This is a genomic window from Microseira wollei NIES-4236, from assembly GCF_020521235.1.
In the GTDB taxonomy this organism is placed as follows: domain Bacteria; phylum Cyanobacteriota; class Cyanobacteriia; order Cyanobacteriales; family Aerosakkonemataceae; genus Microseira; species Microseira wollei.
The window spans coordinates 1-20,625 of the sequence record NZ_BLAY01000178.1; the positions used below are offsets into that span (position 1 = coordinate 1).

The window sequence follows — 20,625 nt, forward strand, 5'->3', positions numbered from 1 at the left end:
AGTGAGGTTTAGTTTGTACTTCCTCTTGCTTGTTTTCCTCTGGTGCCATTTCCCGTTGGATGCTACCCGAGTGAGGTTTAGTTTGTACTTCCTCTTGCTTGTTTTCCTCTGGTGCCATTTCCCGTTGCACCAGTGGCGTGATAGAAGCTGCCAGAGGCTTTGTTTGCACTTCCTCTTGTTTTTCCTCTGGAGCCATTTCCCGTTGAATTGGCTGAGAGCTTCCCGGCGCAGGCATCGTCATGACTTTATTCGCCATCGCGTCTGCTTCCTGTTCGTACTTATCCCCAGGTGCGCCGACTGTCAGCTTTGCCTGTACACCCGCTCGACTGGGTGCTTCTACCGTTACCCGACTCCAGTCAAAAGGGCGTTTTGCCTGCACTGAATATGGCGTCTGCTTTGGCGCTGGCGCATCGTAAATTGGGTCGCTGAAAGGTCGCTGCTTTGATGAACTTTTTTGCACCGGCATCGAAGAATTCGATCCAGATTTTTTCTGCGCCCATTGCCTGCTCATACGCCGCCTCTTCTCCTAGCCTATATTTGGGCAATTTACCTTATTTTGGCATAACTGCTTCCACCAGAAGGTAACATAAAATAAATCTTAACTTGACGCGACAACGAAAGTGTTATACCCACCCTTTTACTTCCGCGTCGGTTAGGGTTCTCTCCAACTTGACATATTCAGTTCGCGCGGCTTCCAATAAGTGTTTCATCTGCACTGGCTCCCCGGCATCGGCTGCCATAAAAGCGGCATTTAAGGCAATATTGCGGATATTCCCGCCTGCTACGTTTAACCGCGCTAATTTGACAAAATCCAATTTTTCTGTAGGCGTATTTTTGGGGAAAATTCGCCGCCAAATTTCGGCCCGATCTTTGGCATCTGGGAAAGCATACTTAACGACAAACCGAATGCGGCGCAGAAAAGCAGTATCCAAAGAATCTTTTAAATTTGTGGTCAAAATCGCTAAACCTTGGTAAGATTCCATGCGTTGCAGCAGATAGCTAACTTCCATATTGGCATAGCGATCGTGGCTGTCTTTTACATCAGAGCGTTTGCCAAAGATGGCATCGGCTTCATCAAATAATAATATAGTCGCGCCACCTTCCGCTGCATCGAAAACCCGCCGCAAATTCTTCTCGGTTTCGCCGATATATTTGCTGACAACAGAACTTAAGTCAATCCGGTAAAGATCGAGTTGCAATTCTCCAGCTAAAACTTCCGCTGACATGGTTTTACCCGTACCGCTGCTGCCTGCAAATAAAGCACTAATTCCTAAACCTCGCCCTCCTTTACTAGCAAATCCCCATTGTTGGTAAACTTTGGTGCGTTGTCTGACATGAGCGGCAATTTCTCGCAATGTTTGGCGCGGTGCTTCTGGTAATACTAAATCATCCCAAGTTGCGGCGGGGTCGATGCGTTGCGCTAAGTCATCTAAGCGGGGGCGAGATTGAGCGCGACAGATGTCCCATAATTGAGGCAGAGGGGCAGAGGAGCCGAGGGGCAGAGGAGAATTATCATCTTTGCTCTCCCCGGCAATGCGTCCTAACGCTTCACTACAAACAGCATAAATTGTGGGGGCGTTGAGGTTAAATTGATCGACTAATACTTCTACTTGTCCGTTGAGACTGGGTGCTATTTCTCCTAAAGCGTTTTGCCAGATTTCTAGTTGTTCTTGTTTTGTCGGGGGATGGACATCAAAAGTAATTAGGGGACGCTTGGGTGCGGGGCGGCGATCGCGCGTCGTTATAATTAACCCAGTGGTGATACTTTCCATCAGTTGCGCGATCGCATTCTCTTTTGCCCCATCTTCCCGCTCCCATTCATCGCAGTCTAATAACAACGCACATCGACTCAAACGCGCTTCTCTCTGCCACAGTAATATCAAGTTATTCAATTCGGCGGTAACTGTCGGAATTACCCTGGCGGATATTGCCGCTAATTTCATACCTGAGATTTCACATGCAGTGGATGCGATCGCAAGTTTCGCCCCTACTTCATCCCCGCATAATTGTACGATTGGTAATGGGTAATCGGTAATGGGTAATTGGCGAATATTTCCCCATTTATTCGATAATATTGCGGCTATTTGTGTGGTGATTGAATCGTGCGATCGCACCAACTCTCCGCTATAATATACTGGTTCTATAATCCCTTTAAATGCTTCATCTAAACAATCTACTCCCATTAAATAGTGCAAAATTCGTTCGTTAATTCGCAACGGACTTTGGGTAATAGTTTTACCCCCGCCCACCTCAATTAATTGCCAATAACGTAAAGGACGATGGGGAGAAATAGCATCCCAATGGGGTGCGGCAAAAGCCGACATTGCTAAATTAAACGTAGGAAATCCTAACTCTTCACCACCCCCAGATCTAGCACACAAATCCGCAAAACTCGGATCTAACTCCATACCAACGCATAACAACAACAAATCTCGCTCAAAATCCGATAACTTAAATTCACGACAAAGCTGTTGCAAAGCCGATGGTGTAGGCAGCAGCGCCGATGCGGCATCAATTGCCGCTTGAATTGGAGCCTGTTCGTCAGAAAACCGCTGATTTTGCCACTGGGCAACGTAACTTTCTAATACTAAGCGTACTGCTGCCACCGATGCTATCAGGTAGCGATAGTTGCCAGATGACCAGTTATCGATCGCTTTCACGTTCATGGCATCACCAGGGGTGTTGATTGCAGATCTATTTTCTCTTAAATTTTGTTAAAAAATAGCAACAAAAGTCAAAATATAAAGTAATCTACCAACAAATCCAACTGTAATGCCGTCGCCAGGAGAAGATATGAGCTTTGACAGGGTAAACCAATCTTCATCATCTACTCCGGCTCAAAGAGAAAACAGCGCGCTCTCTCCTGAACGGGGATTAGATCTACCCTCAGTTTCATTTTCCCCCCAAGCGATCGCGACGCGCAAGTCAATGACAACGGCACAGTGGCTGCAAAGCGCTCCTATACTTAAAACCATACAAACCTTAGAAAACGAAGAAGCCACAAAATCTGGCGAGCAAGAGGAGCAAAACGCTTCAACCATCCAAACCCAATCATTAGAACAGCCAGATTCGCACGAAAATCAACAAATACAAACCAAACTGACTGTTGGTAAACCGGGAGATCCATACGAACTCGAAGCTGATAGCATGGCAGCCAAAGTCATGGCAATGCCAGATGAGGCTTTAGAGCAACCAATTCAACGCTCATCACCACAAGAAGAACCGATTCAAACTAATTCTATAACATCTGTCGAGTCATCTTTAAACGAGGAAAGCGACCAATCAATTCAACGCTCTTCACAAGAAGAAGATGCGGTTCAAACTAAGGCGGAGTCTCCAGTTGTCTTCGCCTCTGGCAGCGAAGAAACCGAAAACATTCGTAAGTCCCACAACAATACTCAATCGCTAGAAACCCGTCTAGCCAATTCCAAGTCTGGGGGCAACCCCATGTCATCCGACGTGCGTGCTTTCATGGAACCGCGTTTTGGCGCTGATTTTAGCGATGTCAAAGTGCATACTGACTCAAATGCCGTGCAAATGAATCGCGATTTGGGAGCCAAAGCATTTGCTCACGGTAGCGATATTTACTACGGTGCAGGGAATTCGCCAGCCAAAGATGAGCTAACAGCCCATGAATTGACCCATACAATACAGCAGACAGGTAAGGAAAAGCTAAATCATCACGTGCCGCTGAAACTTAAGCGCGCACCCGGAGAAAAACTGCTTCAAACCAAGACACTCCCCGACAACACACAGGAAGCTTCTTCTCAACAACCCAAAGCTGCTAAAAACGCAGGCGCGATCGCGCGGATGGGTTACCTAGTGGAAGCGGCAAAGCAAATGCCTGACCACTTTATGGGACAACTGTCTTCGGAAGTAATGGGCATGGATATGTCCCAACCATTGCCTTTCGAGCGCACGGCAGCCGACTGTGCCTGCGAGACAAAAGCATTAGCAAAAGGCGGTGACGAAACAGCAGCATTACTAAACAAAACTGAGTATACAGAAAACGACATCGCTGTAGATTCTGTTGCACCGTTTGATGTCGAACCTAAGTTAATCGATTCGCTCAATCTTAACAACGGCTCTGAAGTCGAGTTTGGTGTCTCGAATGACGCTGCCAATTCGATGGAGGCAATTAAAGCCGAACTTGTAGGGGGACAACCAAAGAATGGCAAGACAACAGAAACAGCTGGCTCCTGCTGCGACGACGAGCAATCAACCGAAGCCAAACTGCAAGAATTGATGGCGCAGAAAGTAGTTTTTGGCGGGGAAACTCAAAAACAAGGGCAGCCAGCCCAGACTGGCGATATTCCCGATAGCATGAAGACGATTGGGCCGCTGACGGTGGGGCAACGAGCGCGGTATATGGCGCACCAAATGGTTCAGGGAGTCAAACAGTGGTTCTCTGCCAACTGGCCTAAATTGCTAGCAGGTGCAGCAGCAGCCTTAACCGCGTTTATCGGTCTTAACATTTTAACAGGCGGTGCAATTACCGCTGCACTACCAGCATTAATGCAGGTAATTGGTGTTGTCATGGGTGGGGTGGCACTGGCAAATATTGCAGGGCATATTCGCGATTACTTGAGTCAGGGATGGGAAGGTGAAATTCCCGGTGCGGCGAAGAGTTTGGCACGCGGTTTGGCAGCAGGTGCGGTGGAGTTGGTGTTTGCCCTACTGTTTAATGCAGGTGCAGTAATCAAGGCGCTCAAGGGTGGCTTTAAAGGAACGGCAAAAGCTGTCAAAGGAGCAGTTAAGGATGGGGCGAGGACAACTGCCAAAAGTATCCAGGAATTGGGTGAAATTGGTATCAAAGGAGGGAAAACGGCGCTCAAAAATGGCAAGATTATACTCTCTGGGGTTAAAGGTGGGTTTGCCAAAGGTGCCAAGTCAATCGATGAGTTGGCAGGGCGTTTAGTTAACAAGTTGCGGTTTAAGAAGTTCAAGATTCGGCGCGAAGGTGGGCGAATTCAACTTTGGGGAGAGATTAATCCTTGGATATTGCTGGCTGATGGGACGATTGAAGAAGTTAGCTTTAAAGGACAGGGCAGGAAGCAAATTGGCGATCGCATCGAACATAACGGACAGGAAGCGATCGTTGTTGGTATTGGAAATGAAGAAAGTGCTATTGTTAAACAATTGCAACAAGAGCTTGCTGAATTCCGCAATGCCACCTATAATGCGTTTGGGACAAAAGGGTTAAGAAACCTGGCGACAAGAGCTAAGAAACTACCCAAAACTCCTCAAGACTGGATTCAGTGGGCAGAGGAGAATCCTAATAAGGTAAAAGGACTCAATGTTCAAGGAATAGTCCAGGAATATGGCGACGCTTATCCTGAAGCTGTAAATAAATTTTTGGCGGGATGGTTTTCTGGCAAATATACTCGGAAACTCAGTGATTCTGGACACGTCGGCGATTTGAGTTCCCTTGGTATACCAAAAGATGTGCTTGAGAACATTGCTAATGATTCAGAATTGAAAGAATTAGCCTTGATGTTAAGGCCGAGTAATCCAGCTCACGCGACTGGTACTCGACAAATTACTCTGCCAAAACCAGGAACAGCAACTATAGAAGTACCATCAGGAACATCAATGCGAATTAAAGACATCGCCAAGAATGCTGGGCCTAGTCCTAACCAGAAAACTGGTTTCTTAGAAGTGAACATCAAGATAGATGGAGAATATAAAACCTTCGCATTTGTAGAAGACAATAATGGTGCAATTAGACTTCTGCCTAGCGAGCAAGCGACGGGACTCAAGCCAGCAAACTTAGATCAGCTGAAAAATAATACAGATCTTATCCCTCTTCCAGAGGGGAACGTGACTACTTCGATATCCTCGATGTATACCCCACCAGTTAGTACTGGTCTTGGCGATCCGGATCGAGGTTTAGTCGGGACAAGTCTCTACGCCAAAAATGGTCAGGAGGTGAAGTATTTGGCAGTTAGTCCAGATCAAGGAAAAACATATTATTTGGAGGAAGCCAAGAAACTGTTTGATAAACAAGGAAATCTTCGTACTGATTTGAATGTTATGGTAGTAGGCTCAGATATAGATCTGCTGGCTGTCCTGTCCCGCAATGGAGAACTAAATAACATTGCCGATGTCAACGAGCTTGCCAGCAAACACCCAGAAATGTTTAATGCTTTGCTAGAAGCATTTAGTACCAATCGCAAAAATGTCAATCCCCTGACAAAAGAAGGTGCGACATTTCAATTCCCCAGTGCGGCTTCTGATATCCAACATGGACCTCAAGTTCCTTTCTTGGCGGATAAATTAGCCCAAAAGGCTACTTTTATTCGTGGGATTAAACCTGAAGAACTCAAACAGATGAGTCGGCATAAGATACAACAATATATCAGCCAATACAGAATAGAAGTGGGTGAGGAGAGTTTTAGAAAAGAGGTCGAAAAGATGCTCGGTATCAGTGATGCCAGGACAGTTTTGACAATTAAGGGTAAAAATTACACTGTCCCACTCCGCGACGTACCAATGCTTTATAAGCTGTTGGGGCATGAATTTCCTGTTCAAGCATACTTACCGCTTTAAACTGCAAAATACAGAAACCAACTTTCCCAAAATATATGACTGAACAAACTTTTGAATTCGATGTTATTAAAGTTAACTACCAAGGAGAAATAATCGAGCGCACGAGGCAACAAAACACGTGTTTCCAAGAAGATTTGGGCGAGGGAGTCATCCTCGAAATGGTTTTTATTCCAGGGGGAACGTTCTTGATGGGTTCGCCAAACTCAGAAAGTGAGGATGTCACTGAAAAACCGCAAAATGAGTTAACAGTTGCTCCCTTCTACTTAGGCAAATACCCAGTCACCCAAGCACAATGGCACGCAGTAGCATCTTTGCCCAAAGTTAAATTTGACATCAATCCCGAACCCTCAAAATTTAAAGGGGCAAATAAACCTGTGGACTCAATATCTTATGTTGACGCTTTAGAGTTTTATTTTAGGTTAACCGAGAAAACAGGTAAACCATATCGCTTGCCGACAGAGGCGGAGTGGGAATATGCTTGTCGTGCTGGCACTACTACACCGTTTCATTTTGGCGAGACTATCACCACAGAAATTGCCAATTATGATGGGGATTTCACCTATAGTAAAGAACCCAAGGGCGTGTTTCGTGGAGAGACAACAGAAGTTGGGTATTTTCAAGTAGCCAATGCCTTTGGACTATATGATATGCACGGGAATATCGGGGAATGGTGTGATAGTCGGTATCTGCCATATAAAGGAGGACCACAAGAAATTGGAGACAGAGCTGGTTATTGGTTAGATTTTAGAAACGATCGCGTACTCCGTGGTGGTACTTGGACGGGTTCGGCTCGCGGTTGCCGCTCGGCAACTCGTTTTTGTTGTGATATGGAACGCCGTTCCAGCAGTGTAGGGATGAGGGTTGCTTGTTCAAGACAATGACTGAACAAACTTTTGAATTCGATGTTATTAAAGTTAACTCATGTCGTCATGGTCATCATCGGCAAGAGGCCACCAAACTTTTATAAAAAATATCTCAAAAAGATGGAAATCAAAACAGAACATTCCCCCCTAAATAACTTACTAACACTCTGGCATCGCACATCCTTCCCCTTAAAGGTGCTGCTGGTGGATTTAGCTTTAATTAAGCTAGATAACGAAGTAATTGAATGCCATCTCACCTTACTGGTGAACTCAGAAACTTACCAGCGCATTGATACTGAAGCACTGTTCAATCTTAAACCTGAAGTCCGCAGTCCCCTTACAGGTGGCAACTTCCTACCCTCACAGGATATCGAAATCGAAATAAGTCTCCAACCAAACTTGCTGCCACAGGAAATAGAACAAGCTTTAAATGCGGCAGAGGCAGCAAATTATATTCTAAATCTCAGCGGAGATAAGAGCGAGCCGCTACTTTTTGAAGATAATTGGTTAGCTTTATCCGTAAGGCAACAACAGCCATCCGGTGAGATAGGTTATCGCACCATGTGGGCTAATATTACTCCATCGGCTTTTGCCCCAGCAGCTACTTCGACTTTGAGCGAACAAATTTTTCAAGCAACAGTTAACTTTGCCAACCAGTGGACGAATAGCAATTTCTCTTCATCCCAAGATAATATTACTCAAGCTGTTGAGCTTTTAACTCAAACCTTGGGACAAGTTAGTGAAAATATTGCCTCAACAACTCAAAAAACATTTTTAGATGCTCGCGCACCTCAATCCAACACCCAACAAATACTAGAAGACACAATCTCCTCACCCGTTCAGGATTCCACTAGGGACGGATTAATTTTTGCGGCAATGCTCAACTTTTTTAAACAGGACAATTGGCCTTTTATCCAAATTGAAGGTGAAACAGCGTTAGAAACAGCTTTTACTGGCAAAAATGGCAGTTGGGATTGTTACGCTCAAGCTATAGAAGAAGAACATCTATTTATATTTTACTCGATTTGTCCAGTTTTAGCACCAGAATCTAAACGCCTTGCGATTACAGAATTAATTGCTAAAGCTAACTTTAACATTTTGGTTGGCAACTTTGATATAGATGCCACCGATGGAGAGATTCGCTATAAAACCAGTATCGATATAGAAGGCGATCGCATCAGTTTTAACTTGCTCAAAAATGTAGTTTATACCAACGTGATGATGATGGATCGATATCTACCAGAAATTGTGTCTATCATTGATGGTAGTGTAGAACAAGAACAAGCGATCGCAGCCATAGAATCCCCACCTGAAAATCTCCCTCCATCCGATTTAAACTCCGAATCCACCAGCGTTACACTTCGGCTGAGCGATCGCTCTATTCAACCCTCATCACAAATCGATAATTCTGTCAATATATCCCCGGAATTACAAGCTAATCAAGATTCTGAATCACCCAAACATATAGGCGAATTATTGTATTTATTAACCCCGGAAGAACTTGCCGAATTTGATAAATTTATACAAATGAAGCGTGGCAATCAACCCTTTGTGGCTAGAACTATTCTCAGAAAATTAGAAAAACAAATATTAGCCAAACTAAACGCAGATGGCGCGCCAGTTTTTGCGGTTGTTAAGACCTTCTTTGAACAGAACAAGACGGCTTTTAAAACAGCAAAACTCATGGGGCGCTATTGGGGGCTATTTGAACTAAGCCGACAGTTAATAGAACAGTCAAAAACTAACAACAACTCAAGCAACCCTTCAATTAAAGAGGTAAAAGCAACCGTATTGGTAGTAGAAAAAATCTCTGATAACATTAAAGCCACAATAGAACAACTTGCTACAAGTTATGTAGACGCTAAATTAGATATAGAATGTTTAATTGAAATCGAACAAATAAGAGAGGAGTTAGCTTATTGTCAGGAAAAGCTGAAAAATCACCTATAAAATAAATCTTAACTTGACAACACAGCGAAAATGTTATAAACAGGACAAGACTTTAGACAAAATACCTATTTGCTTTAAAGGATGGTCGGGACAAAAAGAAAAGCTTAAAACCGTCCCCAATTGGCAAAAACGGCTTAGAGAATTTGTTGATGAATTAACCAAAGACTTGGACAAACAGTAAAATATAGGTAGCTTTGTCTAGAAATTAAGTTACAGTTTCCAACCCCATTTTGACCGAAAACGCGCACGGATTGCCCCTGGCTTGGGATTCTTGGCGCAAAAACCCGATTTCTGTGGCGGAAAATAGCGATATTTCGTTGACTCATCTTCAAGAAACCGGGTTTTTTAGCTTCTAGGCGCGAATACTTGACCGATGCTCTAGGGACTGGCGATCGCGGAAAGCGTAGCTTTGTTTTTTCCCCGGAAATAAATCAAGTAATTGTGCTAATCGCCCGACCTAAATTGATTTGCAGGTTATCCAAAGATTCTTGACTTTGGATAATGCCAATCAATTGTTCGGCTCCATTCTCGTTAAAACGATCGGCATCGAAGAAAATTCCTAGACCGCCATCGCCATTGGGCAAGCTGACCTTCTGTAACTGATATTCAATCGCTCCTGTAAGCACGATAGTATCTAGACCGGGTTGAAAGTCAACAATCAAAGCGTAGCTGGGTGGCGGTTCAGTGGGAGGTGGTGCGATGATAAATCGAATTTGGCTATCATCGTAGTAAACTTTGAAAGGTTCTCCCAGAACGAAAATATCTTTTCCCAAACCGCCAATCAGGGTATCCCTTTCTAACTGACCGGGTTGTTCCTCAGAGGGATTGACGCCAATCAGAACATCATCGCCGCGACCTCCCATGAGGGTATCTTTACCTGAATCACCAATCAGGTAATCTGCACCGATGCCGCCAAAAAGTTGGTCGTTGCCATCGCCCCCATTCAGGGTATCGTTGTCACTTTCCCCATAGAGAATATCGTTATCAAGACCACCGTTAAGCGAATCGTCACCACTTCCGCCAAACAGGAAGTCGCTGCCGCTTCCTCCATCGAGAGTATCTTTACCCTCCCCACCCAGAAGCACATCTGTACCGCCAAAACCCTGGATCAGATCTTCATATCGAGTCCCATTGAGAAAATTGTTGCCTTCGTCGCCATTGATAATTGCCATCTTATTTTCTGCCTTTCTAAACCTGTGTAAACGTGTCAATTACTTGGTTTGACCCAAGTACACCGCTTGCCTGATAACAGTTTGTGTGGCTCCAGCCGCGCCATGAACCGTAGTAGTATATTTCGGGCAGAGTTCTCATCTGGAGTCCATCACTAGACTGCAAATTTGGCAAAAATATGTTCTTTTCTGTTCAGGACTTATATCATGTCCGGTTAAATACCCATAGTTAGGAATGACGCGGTGACACGGTGACGCGGTGACGGGTCGAGATTTTTATTCAGGGTAATTAGGCGGACATCATATTACGCAAAGAAACAAAGGGCGATACGCAAAATCCTTGGCAAAGGGAACCAGAGATCGACGAAGAAACCGAGTTTCTGGCAACGCCCTTGCGTAAGTCCTGCTGTTTCTAGTAAAAACGATTGACCCCCTGGTTGTGCTGCCAAATTGCCGGAAAATCAGAAACGCGCCCTTAACGCAGACTTAGTGCGCCAAGTCTGGTAGCCTAGCAACTGGATGTATTGTAACAATTCCGATTAGCGTTAACCAATCTCCACCCAGGGGCCAACATACCCATTATCCCCATCCACTTCCAGCGGACTCTCCGCACCATCGATCTGCACCCGTACCAAATATTCTCCCGCCTTCACATCCAAAATTGGAAACACCACTGCGTCGCTATCCTCATCGCGGGGTTTGGCGACAAAAATGTAACCCGCTGGATTGTTATTTGACCGCTCGTTCAAAAACAATAGCACCCGCTGCTCGCTACCAACGGTTAAATCAACTACCACCCGCAATTCTGCCCCATACAGATCGTCCTCGTTTCCCCATAAATCCAATACCTCTGGCTCTGCTACAATCTGCGGACACAAGACAAACGGCATCACATTCGACGCCACCGCCCGATCTGGCTCGCAGGGCGATCGTTTTACAATCGGATGCAACACCCACAACTGCTGTACCCCCGCCCGCAAACTTTGGGCTTCTTCCGTTGGTAGCGAGGCTAAATCCAACCGGATCTCTTTTTCGCTCACCTGCTGCGGCGTTACCCTCGCCTCGCCGATTCTCACTTGTACTTGATCTGCCTGCAACCGCTTGCCCCGAATCATCAATGTACTATCCGCTACAATCGGTTGATTTGCCCCCGCTTCCGAGATCGCTTGCTCAACCATCGGCTGGCTGGGTGTTGTGTAAAATTGCGTACTCCGTATTGGTAAAGCTCTGCCGCTCTGTCTGTTGCCTTCAATCAGCACTGCCGATCCCTGGCAAGCAAAAGATAGCACATAGGGTGTCTGGAAAAACACTGACCAAATTTTCGACAGTTCCTCGGTATTCATCTGACTGGGAACAATCGTCACCCGCTCGACTTGCTGTTCCAAGGTAGAATCTGCCAAATAGCTAAAAGTCGAGTGATTCACCGTCGCCCGAATCATCTCCGGCGTCAATATCGGGTGGTCAACAATCGTACGCACAGTGCTACCCAGCAGGCGTTGGGGTTCCAATTCTATGTCATTGCCGTAAAACGTCAGGATGTAGAACAGGTCTAATCCCGCTTGGGCGTGTTTGATTAATTCTCCCTTGGGACGGCGGTTGCGTAAGTCGTAATTGCGCCAAGCAGGATTCGGTGTCGCTTGGTACAGATAAATATTCACTCCTACTTCTGGCGTCTTACCCCCAGTTGCTTCAGGGCGCACCGTGGTAACCTTGGCTCCTGGTACATCGACTTGCACCGCCACTTGCAAGAGCCTTTGCAGCGTGGCTGTAACCGTAGCGATCGCTAAATAATTACTCATAACCTTTCATTTGACTCTAATTACAACTTTTTGTTACCTTTTATTAAAAAAAGTCAAATAGCTGTAGTGATTATTTGACAAAAATTCCAGGCCGTATAAACTATAACCATTATTGCATCTACATCGAGTTATCCGCTTGTATTGTTACAGGCAAGATGGGATTGAGAAATTTTGCTGTCAGTGGGGGTTGGTTGATTTTTGACCAAGCTCCCACAGTATTTATTGGAACAAAGTAAAAGCCAGCCCGACAATGTGAGGTTAAGATTTTTGAAATATGTTACTTGGTCAAGCACGCAACCAGTTACGTGTAAAATGTAACTTGAGAAGGGTATTAATTTAACCAGGCGATCGCTGACGACATCGACCTAATTTCAGGTTAACTTAGAAACCACAATCAAATTAATTTTGTAGGGCTACCACTTGGCAGCAGGACACTTAGGAAAAAAGCAACTATCTCCTTGTCTCCCTTGTCCCTGACCAAAGTATGCCGCGTTATATTTGGTAGGCTTTTATAGCCCAGTCTGTCTGTTGCCCGCCCAATTCCTCAAGGAAAATTATCTATGGCAAGACTTGATTACTTTGCCCCTGGTGTATACGTCGAAGAAATTGACCGAGGTAGTCGCCCGATAGAAGGCGTACAAACCAACATAGCTGGCTTTATTGGCTTTACCGAAGCCATTCGCAACGGCGCTGAACTCGGCAAACCGATGTTAGTCACCAGTTGGAATCAATATTTAGAATACTTTGCTAAAGAAAACTCCGATGGATTCACAGACTTCGGCGCCTATTTACCCTTTGCCGTTAACGGCTGGTTCTTAAACGGAGGCGCCAGGTGTTGGATTATTAGTATCGGTACCCAACTGCCCAAACACGCAGAACATACCACCCAACCAGGTCCAGAAGCAAATGCTCTGACTGTCAAAACCTCCAGCAAGCGCGAATCTTTGCAATTTCTCCTCAAACCGGAAGAAGCAGATAACGGCGCGGTCAATGTAGAAATTTATCCCAGCGAACCAAAATCTTACCCCGAAGATCCGAACGTCCCAGCCCCCGTACCCGCTGAATTTTTCACCGTGGTGATTAAACGCGAGGGGCAAGAACTAGAAAGGCACGAAAACCTGACAATGGATCGGAACGTGCAGGGGGAGGTGGGAGACTATGCAGTAACCAAACTCCAAGAAGCATCCCAGTTCGTCACCGTACTAGACCTGAACCAACGGGGACTACCCCTCGCCCGCCGCCCCCTAGACGGTCAATACGAAGTCAGTCCTCCCCCCATATTACCGACGCGGGAAAACTTGTACCGATACGTTCAAGGGGTGCGCGACGATCGCAGCGGGATACAAGGGCTATTCGAGATCGACGAAATCACGATGGTCGCCTGTCCGGATTTAATGTTGGCACACAAACAAGGCTTAATCGACCGCGACCAACTGCACGGACTGATGGAATTAATGGTAAGTCTGTGCGAAAACGCCGCACCCAATCCCCCCAATCGCATGGTGGTTTTGGATGTACCCCACGACTGCATCAAGCCGCAACATGTAACTAATTGGTTGGATAACGAATTTAACCGGCGTTCCATGTTTGCGGCGCTTTACTATCCTTGGATTAAAGTACCCAATCCCCGCAACGCCGGAAAACCAATTTTAATTCCGCCTTGCGGTCACATGATGGGCGTTTGGTCGCGCACAGATGAAACGCGAGGCGTTTATAAAGCACCGGCTAACGAAACTCCGCGCGGCGTCATTGGGTTATCTTACGATTGCAACTTCCGGGAACAAGAATTGTTGAACCCCAAAGGGATTAACTGCATCCGCACCTTCCCGAATCGAGGCATTAAGATTTGGGGTGCGAGAACGTTAGTAGAACCGGAAAAAACCGAGTGGCGTTATATCAGCGTGCGTCGCTTGATGAGCTATATCGAAAAATCAATCGAATTAGGGACGCAATGGGTCGTATTCGAGCCAAACGACCAAGATTTGTGGGCAAGGGTACGCCGGACGGTCAGCAATTTCCTCGAACGGCTGTGGCGGGAAGGCGCATTGTTTGGTGCCAGTCCCGAACAAGCGTTTTACGTCAAGTGCGATGAAACCATAAACACCCCTGACACAATGATTCTGGGTCGGTTGTATATTGAAGTAGGCGTTTGCCCAGTCCGACCAGCGGAATTTGTCATCTTCCGCATCAGTCAGTGGAACGCTCAAGATGAAGAATAAAATGGCTAATGGCTAATGGCTAATGGCTAATAGTAAGAAGACGACGATTAGCAATTAGCAATTAGCAATTAGCAAGCTCGCAATTAGCAATTACCAAATCAAAAGGAGTTGAATTATGGCAGCCTCTCAAAACGATGAATTATTAGTCAGTTGTAGGTTTTATTTTGAAGCTGACGGTCTGACAGACAAGCAAATTCTAGAAGTCTCGGGTTTAAGTGCTGAAAGCCCAGCCGCTGGGGGCGACAAGGTATTGGGATCGGGTAAAAGCGCTCAGAACTTGCGTCAGGCTGCTCCCACCCGCGTCAAATATACTCCAGTTGTGGTCAAAGTTGTTGCTACTACTAACAAAGACCTGTATAAATGGTACGAAGATTGCAACAAAAATGCTGGCGGCAAGTCGGAATGGTCGTCAAATCGGAAAGCGGCTTCGATCACAGTTTACGACCAAGCGGGAGAGATGAAAGCGCGTTGGGAGTTGCAAAATGCTTATCCCACCAAGTATGAAGGGCCAAAACTGGAAGCTGGCTCCAATGATGTGGCTAACGAAACCATAACCCTAGTCCACGAAGATATCAAACGAGTGCAATAGCTATTTTGGTAATGGCTAATGGCTCATGGCTAATGGCTAATGGCTCATGGCTAATGGCTAATCGCTAATGGCTAATGGCTAATGGCTAATGGCTCATGGCTAATGGCTCATGGCTAATGGCTCATGGTAATAATAAAAGGCTTGGCTCGCCAGCTACAATTAGCAATTAGCAATTAGCAATTAGCAATTAGCAATTAGCAATCAGCAATTAGCAATTAGCAATTAGCAATTAGCAAGGAGGTAAAATGGCAAACCTGATTAACGATTTTCCAGAAATCCTCACAAATTGCCGGTTTTATATCGAACTAAAACTCGATGGGAGCGCAGAACCCGTTGATGCTTACTTTCTCGAATGCAAGGGGTTTAAGCGCACCCAAGATGTGATAGAAGCTTGTGAGGTAACTCCCGGACGCTGGGGTGCGGCTAAGTCGGGTCAGGTTGTCCGGACTAAGGTTCCTGGTAATGTTAAAACTAACAACGTTACCCTGCGCCGGGGGATGACTAAATCTTCGACTTTGTGGAAATGGTTTGAAGCAACTCAGGAGGGAAATTGGGCGAAACAACGTCGCGATGGTTCTTTAACTATTTATGACCAAGCTGGGAACCCACAGGCTATATTTCAGTTTATGGGAGCTTGGCCTACGAGTTACGTTGCTTCGGATTTGAGTGCCAGTGGAGGGGAATTGCAAATTGAAGAAATGGAAATCGCTGTAGAATCGTTTACTCGGCAAAAGTAAAGCGCGATGTTTCAAACCGAGTTTGAATTTACTTTACCTAAAGGTTATCTCGATGCAGAGGGAAATTTGCACCGCAAAGGCATAATGCGTTTAGCCAAAGCGATGGATGAAATTGTGCCTTTGCGCGACCCCCGCGTCAAGTCAAATCCTGCGTATTCTACGGTGATTATTTTATCCAGGGTGATTACTAGGTTGGGTGCGTTAGATGAGGTAACTCCGGCGGTGATTGAGGGGTTGTTTGCGTGCGACCTGAATTATTTGTATCAATTTTATCGCCGGATTAATGAATTGGATGATGAAAGTGGAGAAATGGCTAATGGCTAATGGCTAATGGTAATAATAAAAAATTAGCAATTAGCAATTAGCAATTAGCAAGCTCGCAATTAGCAATTAGCAATTATGGAGCAATCGCGGTGAGACTCACCGATTTAGTTAATTCAGTTGGAAGCAGCGTCAGGGAGGTAACAAATTTCATTCGCTACCCGTTGCAAAATATCTCCCGGATAGCGATGCGACGCGTGCAAGAAGAATATGAAAAGATAGAGGTTCCCTTTGGGAAAAAAAGTCCGGAAAAAACACAGCCGGTGCGCGAGTATAATACACCTCAAGAGAAAAGAAACTCAAAGGCAGGCGAGACGCCCACCCCACAAGAGTTTTTGCAGAAGTCTAATCGAGTACGCGGGGAGATAAAAGAAAAAGAAAAAGAAACAGCAACTGCGGTTAAAATAACTGAAACAAAGCGGTTAGTGAGGAGAAAATCGCGGGGTGCAGAAGATATTCCAATTTTACAGAAAGAGCAGGAACTGCGAGGGGGTCGTCGGGGGAGGTATCGGATTGAAGCGTTGCTTAAAGATGGGGAAAGGGTGCGTGTTTATCAAGGAATTCACGTTGTTAATAGCAAGCCAATTTTGATTAAAGAATATTTGCTACCGGAGCGGGATTTTAATAAGCAAGAGGCGAGGGAAAGGAAGGAAAAGTTTGAGCGATTGGCGAGTTTGAATCTGAAAAATGGAGGGGGACAGGATTTTCGCTTGGTGAGTCCTTGGGATGCGATCGCTCCCCCGAATGAAAAACGCTGCTATCTGATTATCGATCCACCGATTCACAATTGTATCACCTTACGGGAATACCTGCTCAGAAATGGCCCCATGACTCCCCAGCAGGTAAGGGAAGTTTTATATCAAGTGTTGCAAACGCTTTGGTTCCTCCACACCCAAAAGTTGCGAATCTCCAGCGATGAAGTGCAGCAAGGCTTAGCTCACGGTAATCTTAATTTGGATAGTCTGGAAATTGCAATCAATAACCAGCCGACTGCATTTAATGAACCGCAATTTTTTATCTACGTATCCGACCTAGCTTTGTGGGAAGATTTGTTTAAGCCACCCACTGTCAAAATTATTAACCATTTACCAGAACAAGATTTAAAAAACCTGGGATATGTAAGCTTTTATTTGTTGTCGGGAACAGATGTACACCCGATTTACAATCAGCCACTTGACCCCAAAATTCAAGAGCATTGGCCCGATATTAAAGAGCATAGGCTGAAAAAGTTTATTTATCGTTTGTTAGAACTAGAACCAAAGTTTAAAGACGCTTTTGAGGCGCGTCAAGCGCTAAAAGCACCGGCGCAAGAAGAGATAATGGAAGCGCCAGAAGAGGTTTTTGTAGAGCCAGATGAAATAGAAAAAAGCAAGAATTATGCAATTTGGCGAGGGTTATTAAAGTTTCTCGCATTTGGGTTAATTGCGTGGTTTTTGTGGCAAATTATTTTGTATATATTAAGATCTCCCCTGCCAAAACTCCCAGATTTTTCTCCGAAAACCTGCTGTTTAGTAGAAGTGGATAAAGTGCCAACGGTTCCAGTCACGTACACGACTGAAGCAGAGGGAGTTTGGAGTTATGTGTTGAGTAATTTTAGCTTAGTTTCTTATGGGAAAACTCTCGACCAAGAATTAAAAGAACGCGATCCAAGGTTGGCAAATTATACGTTCAATCCTTCAACGCTGAATGTTATAGAAGAAGTTCGTTCGGGAAGGGCAAATTTTGCGCTGACCAGTTACAGCGATAATTTACCCGATGATTTGCAGCAAGAGGAAGTTGCTTACGATGGATTGGTGGTGTTTGTTGCTTTTAGCGATAATAAAAGACAGCAGAGTATTCCTAGTGCTTTGGATGGAAAAATTACGCTGAACCAATTGCGCGAACTTTACACGACGGGAACCTTGGAAAACTGGTCGCCTCCGGCTGGTATTAATAAGGAAATAAAACTTTATATGCCTTTGGATAATCCCAAAGTTATTAAACTTTTTGAGCGGCTAGTTTTCCAGGGAGAAACGCCTAATGAGTTTATAGATTTGAAGCAAAAAGCGATTCGGGAAGCATTAGAAGAAAAACAAAAAATCGGCGAGGGTGTCGTTGCTAGAATCAACGAGCAGTATGATTATAAACCTGGATGGCAGAGAGCAGAGCTGATAGAAAAAGCGCGCAGAAGTCTTTATGAAAGAAAGATAGATGAAAGTTATATTTTGGGAGAAATTTTAAAAGATTTCGAGAAAAATCAAACTGTGGGAATTGGGTTTGGTCTTCTCAGTCGAGTTTTTAATCAATGTGCGGTTTATCCTTTAGCAGTAGGAGAAAAAGGCCGAGAGGTTCAGGCGTTAGTGCAGAAGGTTGATGGTGAAATTAAACCGATAGAACCGACGACGGATTTATGCAATGATAAAGGAAGTTATTGGCCTGATGCTGAAGCTTTCAGTTCGGGTCGGTATCCGTTGAGGTATCGTTTGGTAGTAGTTTATCCAAAAGATGAGCAACGGGGAGAAGCTGGTAGAAAATTTGCCGAAATTCTAAAAACAGATGAGGGACAAAGGTTGCTTGGGGAAGCTGGATTGGTGACTTTGAGAAAGATATCGGGGAGGAATTGAACCGCTCCAGGCGCGACATTCCGCAGAGGAAGAAAAAAGAGAGAGGATATTATGACCAAGAAGGATGAAATGGGGAAGTTAATTGATAAGGTTATTCTCGATCCAGTATGGTTGCGGAGGTTGAGCGATCGCGTGTATGAATTGATGGTAGAGGATATGAGGAATCAAAGCGATCGCAAGGGAAATAGGAGGATGAGGTAATGTCTAAAAATGGGGTTGTTACTCAGGAATTAAACTACGTAACTGCTAACCGTTTCTATGTAGAAATGGAAAGTAATATTACTGCTTCGTTCAGCGAGTGTTCTGGATTGGGGGTTAAAATTAAGAAAGAAACTTATTATGAAGGGGGAGTTAACGATCAGCAGCGGATTATTTTAGGTCAAGCAGAGTTTTCAGACGTTACTCTCAAGCGCGGAATTACCGATGATTTTGTCTTTTGGGATTGGGTAAGCAATACTATCAGCGGGGGAAAAAAAGAACGCCGGAACGTCAATATTTTACTGTTTAATCAAGCAGGAGAAACCATGCAGTGTTGGACATTAATGGCGGCGGTGCCAATCGGGTGGAAAGCGCCAGCACTCCAAGCAAATTCCAACACAGTAGCGATTGAAGAATTGACCCTAGCTTATGAAGGATTGAAAGTAGTTAAATCCGAAGGCGGCGGCGCAATCAAACTTCAATCCGGACGCCACGCATCGGGGTTTTTCCTCTAATAAATTACCAGGGAAATTCTGTCGGAGGCGCTCTTTATGTCTTTAAAGCCTCTTGGTATCAAACATTCTTTAATTCTACCCATTTTTGCGGGACAAAACTTGACGCCTCCTTTGGGTCACTTGCATCCATTGGGTGAGTCTTTGCGCGAACCATTGGTACAGGAAAGTGGAGACTGGGGATTTGATGCGGGGAGTTGGGAAGACGCGGGGAGTGAAGAGGACGCGAGGACGCGGGGAAGTGGAGACGCGGGGATGCTTTCACTTTCTGCCACAAATGAAACTTCATCTTACCCATTACCAATTACCAATGACCAATTACCCGAATCGACTTCAAATACTCCAGCGGCGACGGAAAATATAGTTAGTCTCAAACCTTTGGGACAATCCAAACCTCTCGGTCAATCATCTGATTTTCAGCTTTCTGAACTATCAGATTTACCGGCAATTGTACAAAGCAAATCTAGTAGTGAAAACAGGCTTTTTTCTTCAGACGCGCAAGTCCCTAATTTGCCTAATTTGATTCAGGGTGACAGGGTTGATATATCCACGAATGCGTTGCCAATAGTTTCCGCCACACCAGGGAATACTAACTCTGAATCGGCATCTCTAAAATTACCTAAATTAGGTAGGGTTGAGTCCGAGAGTTTGGGTTTTAACCAGCAGCTAATTTCTCCGTTTATAACTGAGTCACAAGAGAAATCGCAGGCGAGTTTTCAGGAAAAAGCTGGTTCAGATACAGCGAGAGCAAGTTGGCAAGAACCAGCGGCGGAAGAATCATATTTAAAAGATCCAGAAAAATCGGCTGAACTATCTCCAGAAACGAGATATGATGCAGTAGCAATTACTGCGAAAAGCAACGGTTTTGTCCCAACATCCCCCACAGCAATTGATTCAAAACAATCGCCAACAGCTGATGTCGCATCTATGGGAGAAACACCAGAGATATCCGCAACAGCAACATCCCCCACAACAATTGATTCCAAAGCATCGCCAACAGCTGATGTCGCATCTATGGGAGAAACACCAGAGATATCCGCAACAGCAACATCCCCCACAACAATTGATTCCAAAGCATCGCCAACAGCTGATGTCGCATCTATGGGAGAAACACCA

General features: G+C 45.1%; 14 protein-coding genes and 1 pseudogene. 11 read left to right on the forward strand and 4 right to left on the reverse strand.

Features of this window, described 5'->3' with window-relative positions; genetic code table 11:
- Together MiSe_RS38680 and MiSe_RS38685 are read right to left on the reverse strand one after the other, a co-directional pair.
- Positions 1 to 511: pseudogene (locus MiSe_RS38680) on the reverse strand (hypothetical protein); the annotation flags it as partial.
- A 112-nt stretch (positions 512 to 623) separates the two neighbouring features.
- On the reverse strand, positions 624 to 2,666 hold the full coding sequence (locus MiSe_RS38685) for an ATP-binding protein (RefSeq protein ID WP_226590672.1): 2,043 nt from the start codon (positions 2,664 to 2,666) through the stop codon (positions 624 to 626).
- 106 nt (positions 2,667 to 2,772) lie between these two features.
- On the opposite strand from MiSe_RS38685, the gene MiSe_RS38690 reads away from it, so the two are divergent.
- Genes MiSe_RS38690 through MiSe_RS38700 form a run of 3 tightly spaced genes read left to right on the forward strand, consistent with a single transcriptional unit; the run spans position 2,773 to position 9,362 of the window.
- Positions 2,773 to 6,549, forward strand: a complete 3,777-nt coding sequence (locus MiSe_RS38690; protein ID WP_226590674.1) for an eCIS core domain-containing protein — start codon at positions 2,773 to 2,775, stop codon at positions 6,547 to 6,549.
- Between the two features lie 35 nt (positions 6,550 to 6,584).
- Entirely contained in the window at positions 6,585 to 7,430 is an 846-nt protein-coding gene (locus tag MiSe_RS38695) for a formylglycine-generating enzyme family protein (protein WP_226590676.1), read from the forward strand.
- 21 nt (positions 7,431 to 7,451) lie between these two features.
- Positions 7,452 to 9,362: a type III secretion system chaperone family protein gene (locus MiSe_RS38700; RefSeq protein ID WP_226590678.1), complete on the forward strand. Its 1,911-nt coding sequence runs from the start codon at positions 7,452 to 7,454 to the stop codon at positions 9,360 to 9,362.
- Between the two features lie 431 nt (positions 9,363 to 9,793).
- Here MiSe_RS38700 and MiSe_RS38705 read toward each other — a convergent pair whose 3' ends face one another.
- A complete protein-coding gene (locus tag MiSe_RS38705; RefSeq protein ID WP_226590680.1) occupies positions 9,794 to 10,534 on the reverse strand; it encodes a calcium-binding protein in 741 nt (246 codons plus the stop codon).
- Positions 10,535 to 11,076: 542 nt separating this feature from the next.
- On the reverse strand, positions 11,077 to 12,330 hold the full coding sequence (locus tag MiSe_RS38710) for a Pvc16 family protein (protein WP_226590682.1): 1,254 nt from the start codon (positions 12,328 to 12,330) through the stop codon (positions 11,077 to 11,079).
- 560 nt (positions 12,331 to 12,890) lie between these two features.
- On the opposite strand from MiSe_RS38710, the gene MiSe_RS38715 reads away from it, so the two are divergent.
- The 8 genes from MiSe_RS38715 to MiSe_RS38750 form a co-directional block, all read left to right on the forward strand.
- Positions 12,891 to 14,549 carry a phage tail sheath family protein gene (locus tag MiSe_RS38715; RefSeq protein WP_226590684.1) on the forward strand — a complete coding sequence of 553 codons (1,659 nt, stop codon included), beginning with the start codon at positions 12,891 to 12,893 and terminating at the stop codon, positions 14,547 to 14,549.
- A 115-nt stretch (positions 14,550 to 14,664) separates the two neighbouring features.
- Positions 14,665 to 15,138 carry a phage tail protein gene (locus MiSe_RS38720; protein WP_226590686.1) on the forward strand — a complete coding sequence of 158 codons (474 nt, stop codon included), beginning with the start codon at positions 14,665 to 14,667 and terminating at the stop codon, positions 15,136 to 15,138.
- A 245-nt stretch (positions 15,139 to 15,383) separates the two neighbouring features.
- A complete protein-coding gene (locus MiSe_RS38725) occupies positions 15,384 to 15,875 on the forward strand; it encodes a phage tail protein (protein ID WP_226590689.1) in 492 nt (163 codons plus the stop codon).
- 6 nt (positions 15,876 to 15,881) lie between these two features.
- The gene (locus MiSe_RS38730) at positions 15,882 to 16,199 is read left to right on the forward strand and encodes a hypothetical protein (RefSeq protein ID WP_226590691.1); all 318 of its coding nucleotides are present in this window, start codon (positions 15,882 to 15,884) and stop codon (positions 16,197 to 16,199) included.
- Between the two features lie 89 nt (positions 16,200 to 16,288).
- Positions 16,289 to 18,799 carry a substrate-binding domain-containing protein kinase family protein gene (locus MiSe_RS38735; RefSeq protein WP_226590693.1) on the forward strand — a complete coding sequence of 837 codons (2,511 nt, stop codon included), beginning with the start codon at positions 16,289 to 16,291 and terminating at the stop codon, positions 18,797 to 18,799.
- Between the two features lie 51 nt (positions 18,800 to 18,850).
- Complete coding sequence (locus tag MiSe_RS38740; RefSeq protein ID WP_226590696.1) at positions 18,851 to 19,000, forward strand: hypothetical protein; 150 nt, start codon at positions 18,851 to 18,853, stop codon at positions 18,998 to 19,000.
- Positions 19,000 to 19,512, forward strand: coding sequence for a phage tail protein (locus tag MiSe_RS38745; RefSeq protein WP_226590699.1), 513 nt, complete (start codon positions 19,000 to 19,002; stop codon positions 19,510 to 19,512). The genes MiSe_RS38740 and MiSe_RS38745 overlap by 1 nt, the downstream gene beginning before the upstream one ends.
- A 36-nt stretch (positions 19,513 to 19,548) precedes the next feature.
- Positions 19,549 to 20,625: hypothetical protein (locus MiSe_RS38750; RefSeq protein ID WP_226590700.1), on the forward strand; the 1,077-nt coding region annotated here is incomplete at its 3' end.